Below are 13,005 nucleotides of genomic sequence, written 5' to 3'. Positions count from 1 at the left end.
GATTGGCGTCCGGCCGCAAGATCGAGTACTGTTGACCATTGGCGTCAGCCGGGCCGCGCAAGCGTGTTCAGTGGGCGTCGATCTGGCCTGGCAAGGTCGGAAATCTTGCCAGGGCTTCGTCACCTTCCTGCGTGACCACCCGCCGGTGCGAGCCGGCGAGCGGACGCGTGCGGCCACGTGCCACAGGCAAGAGCGAAAAGGCGAGCGGCGGCATTTCCGCGCTCGTACTTCCTCTTGTCTTTTCGCATGTCAGCGGCCGGACGTGCGGGAGGAACGGAACCAGACAACCGCGGCCCGGCGATCCCGGGTTGCAAGGAAGGCGGACTGCAGTGATTCAGCAGGAGTCCCGTCTCCGCGTCGCCGATAACACCGGCGCCAAGGAGATCCTGTGCATCCGCGTGCTCGGGGGTTCGTCCCGGCGGTACGCGGGCATCGGCGACATCATCGTGGCGACCGTCAAGGACGCCATCCCGGGTGCCGGGGTGAAGAAGGGCGACGTGGTCAAGGCCGTCGTCGTTCGCACCGTGAAGGAGAAGCGGCGTCCGGACGGGAGCTACATCCGGTTCGACGAGAACGCCGCCGTGCTGCTCAAGAACGACGGTGATCCCCGCGGTACCCGCATCTTCGGCCCGGTCGGCCGCGAGCTGCGCGACAAGAAGTACATGAAGATCATTTCGCTGGCGCCGGAGGTGCTGTGATGGGGCTCAAGGTGCGTAAGGGCGACACCGTGCTGGTGATCGCCGGCAAGGACAAGGGTGCTCGCGGCAAGGTCATCCAGGCCTACCCGGAGACCGACCGCGTCCTCGTCGAGGGCGTGAACCGGATCAAGAAGCACACCAAGGTGTCGACCACCCAGCGCGGCGCGAAGACCGGCGGGATCGTCACCCAGGAGGCTGCCATCCACGTGTCCAACGTGCAGGTGGTGGACGCCGACAACAAGCCGACCCGCGTCGGCAAGCGCCAGGACGAGAACGGCCGTCGGGTTCGCTTCTCCCGCCGTACCGGTAAGGACCTGTGATGACGACCACCGAAGCCACCCCCGAAGCGGTTGCCAAGCCGCGGCTCAAGCTGCGCTACCAGGACGAGATCAAGCCGGCCCTGCAGAAGGAGTTCGCGATCGCGAACGTCATGCAGATCCCGGGCGTGACCAAGGTCGTCGTCAACATGGGCGTCGGCGAGGCGGCCCGTGACGCCAAGCTGATCGAGGGCGCCGTGCGCGACCTGGCCACCATCACCGGCCAGAAGCCGATCGTCCGGCGGGCCACCAAGTCGATCGCGCAGTTCAAGCTGCGCGAGGGCATGCCGATCGGCGCGAAGGTCACCCTGCGCAACGATCGTATGTGGGAGTTCCTGGACCGGTTGCTGACCATCGCGCTGCCCCGTATCCGCGACTTCCGCGGATTGTCGGCGACCCAGTTCGACGGCCACGGCAACTACACCTTCGGTCTGAACGAGCAGTCGATGTTCCACGAGATCAACATCGACCGGATCGACCGCCCCCGGGGCATGGACATCACGGTCGTCACGACCGCGACGACGGACGACCAGGGACGTGCGCTGCTGCGGCAGCTGGGCTTCCCGTTCAAGGAGAACTGATCGCATGGCAAAGACAGCACTGGTCAACAAGGCCAAGCGCAAGCCGAAGTTCGCCGTTCGCGGGTACACCCGGTGCAACCGCTGCGGCCGCCCGCACTCGGTCTACCGCAAGTTCGGCCTCTGCCGGATCTGCCTGCGCGAGATGGCGCACGCCGGCGAGCTGCCGGGCGTCACCAAGGCCAGCTGGTAGAGCCGCGCGGCTGAAGTCGGCAACTCCAGTCACACCAGTCACATTCGGGGTGAGTTGATCCGCGCGGGCGTTGTTGATCCGCGCGGGCAGGCGAGCACCGAGCCCGAGCAACAGCACTAGTTCGTCACAGGCCTTCGCCCTGCGCAGCAGGGTCAGGGAACCGGGCGAGAAAGGCACGACCACATGTCCATGACCGACCCGATCGCGGACTTCCTCACCAGGATCCGCAACGCCAGCTCGGCGTACCACGACGAGGTCGTCATGCCCTTCTCGAAGTTGAAGGGCACCATCTCCGACATCCTGGTCAAGGAGGGCTACATCGCCTCCTGGACCACCGCCGAAGCGACCGTCGGCAAGTCGCTCGTCGTCAAGCTCAAGTACGGCCCCAATCGCGAGCGGTCGATCGCCGGCATCCGCCGGGTGTCCAAGCCCGGTCTGCGGGTCTACGCCCGCTCGACCGAGCTGCCCAAGGTCCTCGGCGGCCTGGGCATCGCGATCATCTCCACGTCCAGCGGGCTGCTGACCGATCGTCAGGCCGCGAAGAAGAAGGTAGGCGGGGAAGTCCTCGCCTACGTCTGGTAAGGGGGTCAGGACATGTCTCGAATCGGACGGTTGCCGGTCCCCGTGCCCGCGGGCGTCGACGTCTCCATCGTCGGGAACACCGTGACGGTCAAGGGCCCCAAGGGCACCCTGTCGCACTCGGTGGTCGAACCGATCAAGGTGGCCAAGGAGGACGGCGAGCTCAAGGTGACCCGGCCGGACGACGATCGCGATTCCCGCGCTCGGCACGGTCTGACCCGGTCGCTGCTGAACAACATGGTCGTCGGGGTCACCCAGGGCTACAGCAAGCAGATGGAAATCGTCGGCGTGGGTTACCGCGTCGCCGCCAAGGGCAAGGACCTCGAGTTCGCCCTCGGCTACTCGCACCCCGTGCCGGTCCCGGCACCGGAGGGCATCAGTTTCGTCGTCGAGTCCCCGATCAAGTTCCGGGTCGAGGGCATCGACAAGCAGCAGGTCGGCGAGGTCGCCGCGAACATTCGCAAGCTGCGCAAGCCCGACCCCTACAAGGGCAAGGGCGTGCGGTACGCAGGCGAGGTCGTGCGGCGCAAGGTCGGAAAGACGGGTAAGTAACGATGGCTGCTTCTGTTTCCCATGAGCGTCGGGTCGCCCGCGCCCGCCGGCACTTCCGGCTGCGCAAGAAGATCTCCGGGACCGCGGTTCGGCCGCGGCTCGCGGTCAAGCGGTCGTCCCGGCACATCTCGGTCCAGCTGATCGACGACACCGTCGGCAAGACCCTGGTGTCGGCCTCCACCCTGGAGGCCGACTTGCGCGCCACCGACGGCGACAAGACCGCCAAGGCCCGCAAGGTCGGCGAACTGGTCGGCCGGCGCGCGGTCGAGCTGGGCGTCACCACGGTCGTGCTCGACCGCGGTGGCGACGCCTACCACGGCCGGATCGCGGCCCTCGCGGACGGCGCCCGCAGCGCCGGCCTGGAGTTCTGATGACGACATCGACACAGCACAGCACCAACTGCATGACTGAGAGGGATATCTGATGCCCGGACCACAGCGCGGCGGCTTCGGCGGCGGCGGCGACCGGGGTGGCAACGATCGCGGCGACCGGCGGGACCGCCGCGGCGGCCGCGACGGCAACCGCCGCGATGCCCCGCAGGAGAAGAACCCGCTGCTCGAGCGGATCGTGGTGACCAACCGGGTCGCCAAGGTCGTCAAGGGTGGTCGGCGGTTCTCGTTCACCGCCCTGGTCGTCGTCGGTGACGGCGACGGTCAGGTCGGCGTCGGCTACGGCAAGGCCAAGGAAATTCCCGCGGCCATCGCCAAGGGCGTCGAAGAGGCCAAGAAGTACATGTTCCGGGTGCCCCGGATCGCCTCCACCATCCCGCACCCGGTGCAGGGTGAGGCGGCGGCCGGCGTGGTGCTGCTCCGCCCGGCGTCCCCCGGTACCGGCGTCATCGCCGGCGGCCCGGTGCGCGCCGTGCTGGAATGCGCCGGCATCCACGACGTGCTGTCCAAGTCGCTCGGCTCGGACAACCCGATCAACATCGTGCACGCGACCATCGACGCCCTCAAGCGGCTGCAGCAGCCGGAGGCCGTGGCCGCCCGTCGTGGGCTGCCGATCGAGGACGTCGCCCCCGCGGCGATGCTGCGGGCGCGGGCCGGACAGGGGGTCTGACATGGCCGATCAGCTCAAGGTCACCCAGGTCAAGTCCACCATCGGCAACAAGCGGCCGGCTCGTGAGTCGGTGCGCTCGCTGGGTCTGCGCAAGATCCACCAGAGCGTCGTGGTCGACGACAACGCCGTCAACCGCGGCTACATCAATCGCGCGTCGCACCTGCTGTCCGTCGAGGTCGTGGCGCCGGGGAGTGAGAACTGATGGCGATCAAGCTGCACGACCTGCGGCCGGCGCCGGGGGCGAAGCGGGACAAGATCCGCGTCGGCCGTGGCGAGGGCTCCAAGGGCAAGACCGCGGGCCGGGGCACCAAGGGCACCGGCGCCCGCAAGAACGTCTCGCCGGCGTTCGAGGGCGGTCAGCTGCCGCTGCACATGCGGCTGCCGAAGCTCAAGGGCTTCAAGAACCGCTTCAAGGTCACCTTCCAGGTGATCAACGTCGGTGACCTGGCCACCCTGTTCCCGCAGGGCGGCACGGTCGGCGTCGCCGAGCTGGTCGCCGCCGGCGCGGTCCGCAAGAACCAGAAGGTCAAGGTCCTCGGGGACGGCGACCTCAACGGTGTCGTCATCAACCTGACCGTCGACGCCGCCTCCGGCTCGGCCAAGGAGAAGATCGGCGCCGCCGGCGGGAGCGTCACCACCGCCTGATCTCCAGGCGCATCGCAGCGGATGCCCCGCGGTCCCCCTCGACGAGGGTGCGGCCGCGGGGCATCACGCGTTGGTGGGGGTCGACCTCACCCCGAGTGGACCATTTCCGGTCCGTTACCCCGAAGTGACGCCCTCGGTTCACCGACCGTTCACCAATGGCCCATAGCGTCCCGGTCGCCGATGAGTCGCCCCAGGGTCGAGGTCATCACCGGCGAATCCGTTCGGGCTGCCGCGCGGGATCGGCGAATGGGATCGAGGACTTCCTTGTCGACAACGTTGTTCATCGTGACGATGGTGATCGTCACCGCTCTGTTCTTCGACTTCACCAACGGCTTTCATGACAGCGCCAATGCCATGGCCACGTCCGTAGCCACCGGTGCGCTCAGGCCCAGGACGGCCGTGCTGATCGCCGCCGTGCTGAACGTGATTGGTGCGTTCCTGTCCACCGAGGTGGCCAAGACCATCTCCGGCGGCATCGTCAACGATGCGCTGGTCACCCCGGAAATGATCTTCGCGGGGTTGGTCGGGGCTATCTTGTGGAACCTGCTGACCTGGCTGTTCGGCCTGCCGTCCAGCTCGTCGCACGCGCTGTTCGGTGGGCTGATCGGGGCCGTGGTCATCGGCGCCGGCGTCTCCGGGGTGAACTTCTCCGTGGTCATGTCCAAGGTCGTGCTGCCGGCGATCATGGCGCCGCTGGTGGCGGCGTTGGCCGCCGGCCTGGCCACCTTCGTGCTCTACAAGATGATCAAGCGGGCGGATAGGGAGCCGGCTGCCGGCTGGTTCCGTCACGCGCAGTCGGTGTCGGCCTCCCTGGTCGCGCTGGCCCACGGCACCAGCGACGGGCAGAAGACGATGGGCGTGATCACCCTGGTGCTGATCACCGCCGGCTACCAGGAGTCGGGCACCGGCCCGCAGATGTGGGTCATCGCGTCGGCCGGCATCGCGATCGGTCTGGGCACCTACTCGGGTGGCTGGCGGATCATGCGGACCATGGGCAAGGGCATCGTCGACGTCCACTCGCCGCAGGGCTTCGCCGCCGAGACCACGTCGGCCGCCGCCATCCTGGCCTCCTCCCACATGGGCTTCGGCCTATCCACCACGCAGGTCTGCTCCGGCTCGATCATGGGCTCGGGGATGGGCAAGAAGCTGGCCGAGGTGCGCTGGGGCACCGCGCGCAAGATCCTCTACGGCTGGCTGCTGACCCTGCCGGCGGCGGCCCTGGTCGGCGGTGTGGCAGCGGCGATCGCGCTCACCGGCACGCTCGGCCTGGTCATCGTGTTCGTCGCGCTGCTGGTCGGCGCGGGTGCCATCTACGCCATCTCCAAGCGCTCGCCGGTCGACAGCGGCAACGTCAACGACTCCGCCGATGTGACCATCAACCCGGCCGTCAAGCAGCCGGCCGACGCCTGACCCGCGCGGACAGAGGGGAACATTCACCATGAAGATCGATTGGGCATCACTCGGGCTCGTCGCGGTGACCACCGTGGTGGCCGCCATTGCGATCATCGGCATCTATTCGTTGGGCGTGGTGGCCCTGACCTCGGGCGGCAAGGACGGTGTCGCCGCACCGAGCCCGCTCGCCCGCATCAGCGGGTACCTGTGCCTGGGGGTGTCCGGGCTGCTGGTGCTCTACGGCCTGTACCTGATCATCCCGCAGTTCCACTGAGAGGCCGCCAAGATGAACGAGCAGCGGCATGACCAGCCGGGCGAGGTCGTCGTCGGGGTCGACGACTCGGAGGAGTCGCGCTCGGCCGCCGGTTGGGCGGCGACCGAGGCGGCCCGCCTGGACACCGGACTCGTGCTGGTCTCGGCCTACACGGTCCCGCACCGGGGGTTGTTGGCCTACGACGTGATGGCGTCGGACTACGGCACGATCCTGCTCGAGCGGCAGCAGCAGCGGCACCGGGACATCGCCGCCGAACTGCTCGACCGGCATCCGGGCCTGCCGATCAGCAGCACGGTGGAAACCGGCCACCCGGTCGACGTGCTCCTGGGCCGGTCCGTCGGTGCGGCCATGCTGGTCGTGTCGACCCGCGAGCGGGGCCGATTCCGCCGGGCGGTCGGTGGTTCGGTCGCGCAGGCCCTGGCGGCCCACTCCGCGGTGCCGGTGGCGGTCATCCGGCCGGGTGTGACGGGGAAACGACATGGCCCCGTGGTGGTCGGCGTCGACGGGTCGGCGAACAGCCGGCCGGCGGTCGGCGTGGCCTTCGACGCCGCGGCCGCCCGCGGGGCCGAACTGCTCGCCCTGCACGCCTGGCACGACGACATGACCCTGGACGTCGACGAGCGTGGCCTGGTGGGCGCCGACATCGGTGACGACGCCCTGCGGCAGATCGAACAGGCACTGGTCTCCGAGGAGCTGGCGGGCTGGTCGGAGCGCTATCCGGACGTCGTGGTGCGGACCGTGGTCCGCAAGGGCGATCCGGCCACCGTGCTGCTGGAATCGGCCGCGGAGGCGTCGTTGCTGGTCGTCGGCAGCCGGGGCCGCGGCGGCTTCCGGGGTGCGCTGCTCGGCTCGACCAGCCAGGAACTGATCATGCACGCCGACTCTCCCGTGCTGGTGGTCCGCTCGGCGGAGCCCGACGAGCTGGGCTGACGGCCGTCAGGCCGCAGGTCCCGCTGGTGGATCATTCGACGGTTTGCCAATCCGGACCCGCGAATGGGGTGGCTCCTTCGCAGACGACGCCCGACGACCTGACGAGCAGCCGGTAGTGGAATCCCACCTCAGGACCGTTCGCTCGGAGAACGCGGGTTTCGGTTCCCTCGATCGCACCAACCAGTTCGAGCAGTGGAGTTGGCACATATCCGAGCCGGACATCGTCCGTGCTGGTGACCAGAACCGCGCGGTGATCGACCGGGTTGGCCGGTTCTGGCACGAGATGGAGCGCCTGGTCGGGAGCGAGTGAGGTGATGAGCCGCTGTGCGCTGGCGGTCATGTACCGGACGCCGTGGACGAAATAGTCGACGAATACCGACCCGGAGCATTGATCCGGAACCGGTACCAGCTCGATGGCGTCCCCGACTCGCCTGCCGCCACTGCGGGCAAGAACTTCGAACGGCTCGGCGTCCAATCCCAGACCGAGCGCTTCGAGGACGGCGCTGCGATCGGGCCGGCGTGGCGACATCACACGTTCGGCGAAGATGGGAAACAGCTGCTCGCTCTCGTAGGGGTGCGTCGGATCGGAGAAGCCGATGAGCGGACGAAATGAGCCGTCCATGGCGGCCATGCGGAGGTAGGCGAAGCGGTACCGGCCATCGACCAAGCTGAGAAACCCGAGGGACTGATACTGCCTCGTCTCCGGGTCCCGACGGCTGACGAGCAAGCGGTGCACCGGGGTCATCGACGAGATGGGCGGCCGATCCTGGGTGAGTGAAGCGGTCATACCAAAAGCCTCCTCTTGTTCTCGGCCAGAACTGCTGACAGGAAGGTACGTCGTGGCTCTGACACTCCCGGAACGAAGGACAGAACGCGGTCGACCCGGCCGGCGTCGAACGCGGGTCAGTCCGCGCATCGGCCGACCGGGCCCCGGACGTGGCCGAGTACGGACCGAATGTTGGATAGGTTGTGGCCCACCCGGTTCTTCGGCCGCGGCGTCAATGAGCACGACCGGTATCCCGGCCGCTCGGAGAGAATGAGGTCGCCTGATCGTTCCTCCCAGCCGGCCGGGATGACGTTGCGCGAGATGGTGCCCGCGGTCGAGCCGCGGCGCGCCAGCTCGACAGCAGCCGCCGGCAGGTCGATCAGCCGGGCCAGTGCGCTTGCCGCACGCTCTGCATGGTCGTCATGGCGACGGTATGCGCTGGTCGCTCCTCGTTTGACCGGCTTGAAGATCCACCATTCTGATGGGGACTGATCGTTCGCGTGCTCGGCGCGGGCGACCCACGACTTTTCGTCGTCGCCACCGGGTTCTTGGCCCACGATCACCCAATCCGAGATGTCCACGACCTCGAACATGCTCACGACGAGGCATTCCCCGAAGTTGGCCCGTACAGCGGCGGGAACGCGGCGTCCGGCCGAGCGGTCCGCCGGACGGCCGGGTTGTAGCGCAGGCTGTTCGGCACGCAGGCACACTCCGGGCCGATGCGGATGCCATCGGCGATCGACCCGTTCGCCCGCAGCCGGAAGAGTTCCTGGGTCACCATGTCGCGCAGCGTCGGTGGATCAATGGTGTTGAGGTAGATCTTGGTGCCGCCCTCGAACCCGGCGATGGTCGACAACCGCCACTTGATCAGTACCCGCCACGGCATCGGCACGTCGGCGTCGGGCGGCTTGTGGTGCCATTCCTCGTTGCAGGGCACATCCGGACCGGCCGCCGCGTGCAGCGCGTGGATCAGGTCGGACATGCCACGCAGTTCGGCCCGCGAATGCAGCCAGGGCTGCGGCCGCTCACTGCGCGAGAAGATCTCCAGGGTGGGGTAGCGGTGGCCGAACCCGGCGAACGCGACCGCATGCTCGTTCTCGGCCACCGTCAGGTTGTGGTAGGCCGCGTAGTCCACGGCGAACTCGTTGTAGACGTTCGGGTTCGCCCGCGCCCGCTGGATCTCCAGTTCGGCCTGCACGCCCCGTTCGTCGATCGCGACCAGCTGCTTGTGCAGGTGGTCGAAGGAGGCGCCGGCCGGGCGCAGCCAGTTCTGGAACACCGCGACGTACCGCACGTAGCGGTTGGCCGCGTACAGGTCGCGCTGCGCGTCGATGGTGAACCGCAGGTAGGAGTCGTGCTCGTCCGGCGTGAGCGTCCCGGACGAGGCCAATGCCGATGTCACGGTTGCGTCTTGCGCGTAGTGCCGCCGGGCGACGATCACGTCGTGACCGCTGCCGAAGAAACCCGTCGCGTGGTCGAGCCGATCGGCCTCCGACACGTGCGCCCCGGGCTCGCCGCCGCGCCGCCGGACCAGGTCGTCCAGGTGCCGCCGGCCGGCCTCCGTGGAGAGGTAGTCGAGCATTGTCTCCCGCAGCGAATCCGGCAGCCGGTGGCCGTAGTTGAGGCGCCAGTAGTCGAACGAGACGATCTCGAACAGGTTGGGGATGCGGCGGAACTCGGCGACCGTGTCGAACACGTGGTCGGCCCGCAGATGCCGGATCATCCGTTCGCCCTGCGGGCCGGCGACCAGCCGCGCCCTTTCCGGCGGGGTCTCCAGGTACCTGCCCGAGCAGAACGCGCAGGCGCCGGTCCGGTCCGCGGGAGTCAACGGCCGGGCGTCGGCCGGGTCGGTCGCCGGACCGCCCACCCGGGCGCCCGGTCGGCGGGCCCGACCCGGCACCGTCCACACCTGGGTGCCGGTGAACGGGTTGATCTGCTTGAGGGTGCCGTCGGCCATCCGCTGCAGGAACACCGGTGCGCCGAGGAGAGGGTGCGGCACGCCATCGGCGGGCAGGGCGGGCATGGCACCCATTGTGGTCGCGACGTGCGGCGGGTGATTGCGGCTCGCTCGCGACGCGCCGCCGGTAGGTTAGAGTCGAGTGCCGCGCTTGGATCCGGGCAGCTCGCGCTGTCCCGGGTCGGAACGCGGCCTGTCACGCGGCTCACGGGCCACCACGCAACGATGGAGTTCCGACCACCCGGGTTCGGCAACCCCGATCGGGCCTGCACCACCCAGGGCCCGGTGAAGCCAGGAGGATCATTGCTCGCCGCCTTCGCCTCGGCGCTGAAGACACCCGATCTGCGCAAGAAGATCCTCTTCACGCTCGCCATGGTCGCCATCTACCGGCTGGGCGCGACCGTTCCCTCCCCGGGCGTCTCCTATGGCGCCATTCAGCAGTGCATCGACGAGGCCGGTACCGGCAACGACCTGTTCACCGTGCTCAACCTGTTCTCCGGCGGTGCGCTGCTGCGGTTGAGCGTGTTTGCGCTGGGCATCATGCCGTACATCACGGCATCGATCATCATCCAGCTGCTCGGCGTGGTGATTCCGCGGTTCGAGCAGCTCAAGAAGCTCGGCCAGGCCGGCCAGGCCAAGCTGACCCAATACACCCGGTACCTGACGATCGGGTTGGGCATCCTGCAGTCCACCGCGTTCCTGGCCTTGGCCATCAACGGTCAGATGTTCCCCGGGTGCTCGGTCGGCTCCCAGATCATCCCGGACCAGAGCGCCTTCGCGCTGGTCACCCTGGTGCTTACGATGACCGCCGGAACGGCCGCCATCATGTGGATGGGCGAGCTGATCACCGACCGGGGCATCGGCAACGGCATGTCGATCCTGATCTTCACCTCGATCGCCGCCCGGATCCCGGCCGAGGGCATGAACATCCTCAACAACCAGGGCGCGATCGTCTTCTCCGTGGTCCTGGTGCTCGCGCTGCTGATCATTGCCGCCGTCGTGTTCGTCGAGCAGGGGCAGCGCCGGCTCCCGGTGCAGTACGCCAAGCGGATGATCGGCCGGAAGATGTACGGCGGGACGTCGACGTATCTCCCGTTGAAGGTGAATCAGGCCGGCGTCATCCCGGTCATCTTCGCGACCTCGCTGCTGTACCTGCCGCTGCTGCTGGTTCAGCTGATCGCGCCGACCACGGTCAGCGCAGACGGCACCCAGGAAGTCAGCGGCTGGGCCCAGTTCCTGCAGCTGTACGTGATCAACCAGGGCAGCTGGGTGCACATCCTGCTCTACTTCGCGCTGATCATCTTCTTCACCTACTTCTACGTCGGGATCACGTTCAACCCGACCGAGCGGGCCGACGAACTGAAGAAGTACGGCGGCTTCATCCCGGGCATCCGGCCGGGCCGGCCGACGGCCGAGTATCTGCAATACGTGCTGTCCCGCATTACCCTGCCCGGGTCGATCTACCTGGGAACTGTGGCGATTCTCCCGAACCTCTTCCTCGAACTGACCGGCGAAGGCAACAATCAGAACTTCCCGTTCGGTGGCACAGCAGTCTTGATCATGGTCGGTGTTGGGCTGGACACCGTCAAGCAGATCGAGACCCAGCTGATGCAGCGCAACTATGAAGGGTTCCTTCGCTGATGAGAATTCTGATCGTCGGTCCTCAGGGTGCCGGTAAGGGCACCCAAGCCAGCCGCCTCGCCGAGAACCTCGGCATCCCGCACATCTCCACCGGCGACATCTTCCGGGCCAACGTGGGCGCGGGCACCGAACTGGGCGTACTGGCCAAGAAGTACATGGACGCCGGCGAGCTCGTGCCGGACGAGGTGACCGTGGCCATGGTGGCCGCCCGGTTCGACGAGCCCGACGCCGCGAAGGGCTTCCTGCTCGACGGCTTCCCGCGGACCGTGGGGCAGGCGAACAAGCTGGGCGAGATTCTCGTGGAGCGGAACGAGGACATCGACAAGGTCCTGTTGCTCGAAGTGCCGGACGACGTGCTGCTGGGTCGGATGCTCGCCCGCGGCCGCGCTGACGACACCGCCGACGCGATCACCCGCCGGCTGGAGCTGTACCACCAGGAGACCAAGCCGCTGCTGGACTACTACGCCGATCGGTTGGTGGCGATCGACGGTGTCGGCGGCATCGACGAGGTGCAGCAGCGGGCGCTGAAGGCACTCGGCCACTGAGGCCTGCACGGAAGATGGCTGTCAATGGCTGAGGCGATCCAGCTCAAGACCCGCGGCGAGCTGCAGGCGATGCGCGCCGCGGGTCGCCTGCTGGCCGACGCGATCGCCGCCGGGCGTGCCGGCGTCGCACCCGGCGTCAGCACCCTGGACGTCAATGACGTCGTCGCCGGGGTCATCGCCGAGGGCGGCGGCACCAGTAACTTCCTGCACTACGGCGCCCGCCGTGACGACCCGGGCTTCCCGGCGACGATCTGCGCGTCGGTGAACGACGAGGTGGTGCATGGAATCCCGTCGGCCGATCGGATCCTGCACGACGGTGACCTGTTCTCCATCGACGCCGGCTGCATCCTGGACGGTTGGCACGCCGATAGCGCGGTGTCCGTACACGTCGGGACGCCGCCGAGCATGGACGAGGTTGATCTGATCGCCGCGTGCGAGCGGGCCATGTGGGTGGGCATCGCTGCGGCGCGGCCGAACGGCCGGCTGGGCGACATCTCGGCCGCGATCGAGCAGTCGGTCGCCTGGTCGTCCCGGGCCGACGGCCGCCGCTACGGCTCGGTGTCCGGCTACGGCGGGCACGGCATCGGGACCGCCATGCACATGGCCCCGTTCGTGCCCAACCAGGGCAAGCGGGGCAAGGGGCCCAGGCTGGCGCCGGGCACTGCCCTGGCCATCGAGCCGATGCTGACCCTGGGCCGACCGGGCACCAGGGTGCTGGCCGACGACTGGACGGTCGTGACCAAGGACGGCGCCCGGGCCGCGCACTGGGAACATTCGATCGGCATCGGCGAAGACGGCATCTGCGTGCTCACCGCCCCCGACGGCGGCGCGGCTGGGCTCCTCCCGTTCGGTGTCGTTCCGATCTCCCTGGACTAGACC

The 13,005-nt window shown here is 68.1% G+C and carries 20 protein-coding genes; 16 read left to right on the top strand and 4 right to left on the bottom strand.

The window, feature by feature from the left end; all coding sequences use genetic code 11:
- Nucleotides 1-329 precede the first annotated feature (329 nt).
- The 10 genes from rplN (at nt 330) to rplO (ending at nt 4,621) form a co-directional block, all read left to right on the top strand.
- Nucleotides 330-698 (top strand): 50S ribosomal protein L14, encoded by a 369-nt coding sequence (rplN, locus tag ACILSK_RS01965; protein ID WP_395725413.1) that lies wholly within the window; start codon nt 330-332, stop codon nt 696-698.
- On the top strand, nt 698-1,018 hold the full coding sequence (gene rplX / locus ACILSK_RS01960; protein ID WP_395725412.1) for a 50S ribosomal protein L24: 321 nt from the start codon (nt 698-700) through the stop codon (nt 1,016-1,018). The genes rplN and rplX overlap by 1 nt, the downstream gene beginning before the upstream one ends.
- A complete protein-coding gene (rplE, locus tag ACILSK_RS01955) occupies nt 1,018-1,596 on the top strand; it encodes a 50S ribosomal protein L5 (protein WP_395725411.1) in 579 nt (192 codons plus the stop codon). The genes rplX and rplE overlap by 1 nt, the downstream gene beginning before the upstream one ends.
- A gap of 4 nt (nt 1,597-1,600) precedes the next feature.
- A complete protein-coding gene (locus ACILSK_RS01950) occupies nt 1,601-1,786 on the top strand; it encodes a type Z 30S ribosomal protein S14 (RefSeq protein WP_395725410.1) in 186 nt (61 codons plus the stop codon).
- Between the two features lie 183 nt (nt 1,787-1,969).
- Complete coding sequence (rpsH, locus tag ACILSK_RS01945; RefSeq protein ID WP_395725409.1) at nt 1,970-2,368, top strand: 30S ribosomal protein S8; 399 nt, start codon at nt 1,970-1,972, stop codon at nt 2,366-2,368.
- Between the two features lie 12 nt (nt 2,369-2,380).
- Entirely contained in the window at nt 2,381-2,917 is a 537-nt protein-coding gene (rplF, locus tag ACILSK_RS01940) for a 50S ribosomal protein L6 (protein WP_395725408.1), read from the top strand.
- A 2-nt stretch (nt 2,918-2,919) separates the two neighbouring features.
- Nucleotides 2,920-3,288: a 50S ribosomal protein L18 gene (gene rplR, locus ACILSK_RS01935; protein ID WP_395725407.1), complete on the top strand. Its 369-nt coding sequence runs from the start codon at nt 2,920-2,922 to the stop codon at nt 3,286-3,288.
- A gap of 52 nt (nt 3,289-3,340) precedes the next feature.
- Nucleotides 3,341-3,976 carry a 30S ribosomal protein S5 gene (rpsE, locus tag ACILSK_RS01930; RefSeq protein ID WP_395725406.1) on the top strand — a complete coding sequence of 212 codons (636 nt, stop codon included), beginning with the start codon at nt 3,341-3,343 and terminating at the stop codon, nt 3,974-3,976.
- 1 nt (nt 3,977) lies between these two features.
- A complete protein-coding gene (gene rpmD / locus ACILSK_RS01925; protein WP_395725405.1) occupies nt 3,978-4,178 on the top strand; it encodes a 50S ribosomal protein L30 in 201 nt (66 codons plus the stop codon).
- Nucleotides 4,178-4,621, top strand: a complete 444-nt coding sequence (gene rplO, locus ACILSK_RS01920) for a 50S ribosomal protein L15 (protein WP_395725404.1) — start codon at nt 4,178-4,180, stop codon at nt 4,619-4,621. The genes rpmD and rplO overlap by 1 nt, the downstream gene beginning before the upstream one ends.
- 149 nt (nt 4,622-4,770) lie before the next feature.
- Here rplO and ACILSK_RS01915 read toward each other — a convergent pair whose 3' ends face one another.
- Nucleotides 4,771-4,926 carry a hypothetical protein gene (locus ACILSK_RS01915; RefSeq protein WP_395725494.1) on the bottom strand — a complete coding sequence of 52 codons (156 nt, stop codon included), beginning with the start codon at nt 4,924-4,926 and terminating at the stop codon, nt 4,771-4,773.
- Here ACILSK_RS01915 and ACILSK_RS01910 point away from each other — a divergent pair.
- From ACILSK_RS01910 to ACILSK_RS01900, 3 genes are read left to right on the top strand one after another with little or no spacing between them, the layout of a single operon-like run.
- Nucleotides 4,886-6,031: an anion permease gene (locus ACILSK_RS01910; RefSeq protein WP_395725403.1), complete on the top strand. Its 1,146-nt coding sequence runs from the start codon at nt 4,886-4,888 to the stop codon at nt 6,029-6,031. The two genes, ACILSK_RS01915 and ACILSK_RS01910, sit on opposite strands and share 41 nt — an antisense overlap.
- Before the next feature lie 28 nt (nt 6,032-6,059).
- Nucleotides 6,060-6,287 carry a hypothetical protein gene (locus ACILSK_RS01905; protein ID WP_395725402.1) on the top strand — a complete coding sequence of 76 codons (228 nt, stop codon included), beginning with the start codon at nt 6,060-6,062 and terminating at the stop codon, nt 6,285-6,287.
- A gap of 12 nt (nt 6,288-6,299) precedes the next feature.
- Nucleotides 6,300-7,217 (top strand): universal stress protein, encoded by a 918-nt coding sequence (locus ACILSK_RS01900; protein WP_395725401.1) that lies wholly within the window; start codon nt 6,300-6,302, stop codon nt 7,215-7,217.
- Between the two features lie 31 nt (nt 7,218-7,248).
- Here the strand turns inward: ACILSK_RS01900 and ACILSK_RS01895 are convergent, their stop codons facing one another.
- From ACILSK_RS01895 to ACILSK_RS01885, 3 genes are all read right to left on the bottom strand, one after another.
- The gene (locus ACILSK_RS01895) at nt 7,249-8,004 is read right to left on the bottom strand and encodes an HIRAN domain-containing protein (RefSeq protein WP_395725400.1); all 756 of its coding nucleotides are present in this window, start codon (nt 8,002-8,004) and stop codon (nt 7,249-7,251) included.
- A gap of 116 nt (nt 8,005-8,120) precedes the next feature.
- Nucleotides 8,121-8,582, bottom strand: a complete 462-nt coding sequence (locus ACILSK_RS01890; RefSeq protein ID WP_395725399.1) for a hypothetical protein — start codon at nt 8,580-8,582, stop codon at nt 8,121-8,123.
- Entirely contained in the window at nt 8,579-10,006 is a 1,428-nt protein-coding gene (locus tag ACILSK_RS01885; RefSeq protein ID WP_395725398.1) for a DUF4921 family protein, read from the bottom strand. Before ACILSK_RS01885 ends, ACILSK_RS01890 begins: the two co-directional genes overlap by 4 nt.
- 237 nt (nt 10,007-10,243) lie before the next feature.
- Here ACILSK_RS01885 and secY point away from each other — a divergent pair, with 237 nt between their 5' ends.
- Genes secY through map form a run of 3 tightly spaced genes read left to right on the top strand, consistent with a single transcriptional unit; the run spans nt 10,244 to nt 13,002 of the window.
- On the top strand, nt 10,244-11,581 hold the full coding sequence (gene secY, locus ACILSK_RS01880) for a preprotein translocase subunit SecY (RefSeq protein ID WP_395725489.1): 1,338 nt from the start codon (nt 10,244-10,246) through the stop codon (nt 11,579-11,581).
- Complete coding sequence (locus ACILSK_RS01875) at nt 11,581-12,126, top strand: adenylate kinase (RefSeq protein ID WP_395725397.1); 546 nt, start codon at nt 11,581-11,583, stop codon at nt 12,124-12,126. The genes secY and ACILSK_RS01875 overlap by 1 nt, the downstream gene beginning before the upstream one ends.
- Nucleotides 12,127-12,150: 24 nt before the next feature.
- A complete protein-coding gene (gene map / locus ACILSK_RS01870) occupies nt 12,151-13,002 on the top strand; it encodes a type I methionyl aminopeptidase (protein ID WP_395725396.1) in 852 nt (283 codons plus the stop codon).
- Nucleotides 13,003-13,005: the final 3 nt, after the last annotated feature.

The sequence above is a fragment of the Nakamurella sp. genome (genome assembly GCF_044224575.1).
Lineage (GTDB): Bacteria > Actinomycetota > Actinomycetes > Mycobacteriales > Nakamurellaceae > Nakamurella.
This window is presented reverse-complemented; position numbering and strand designations above follow the sequence as displayed.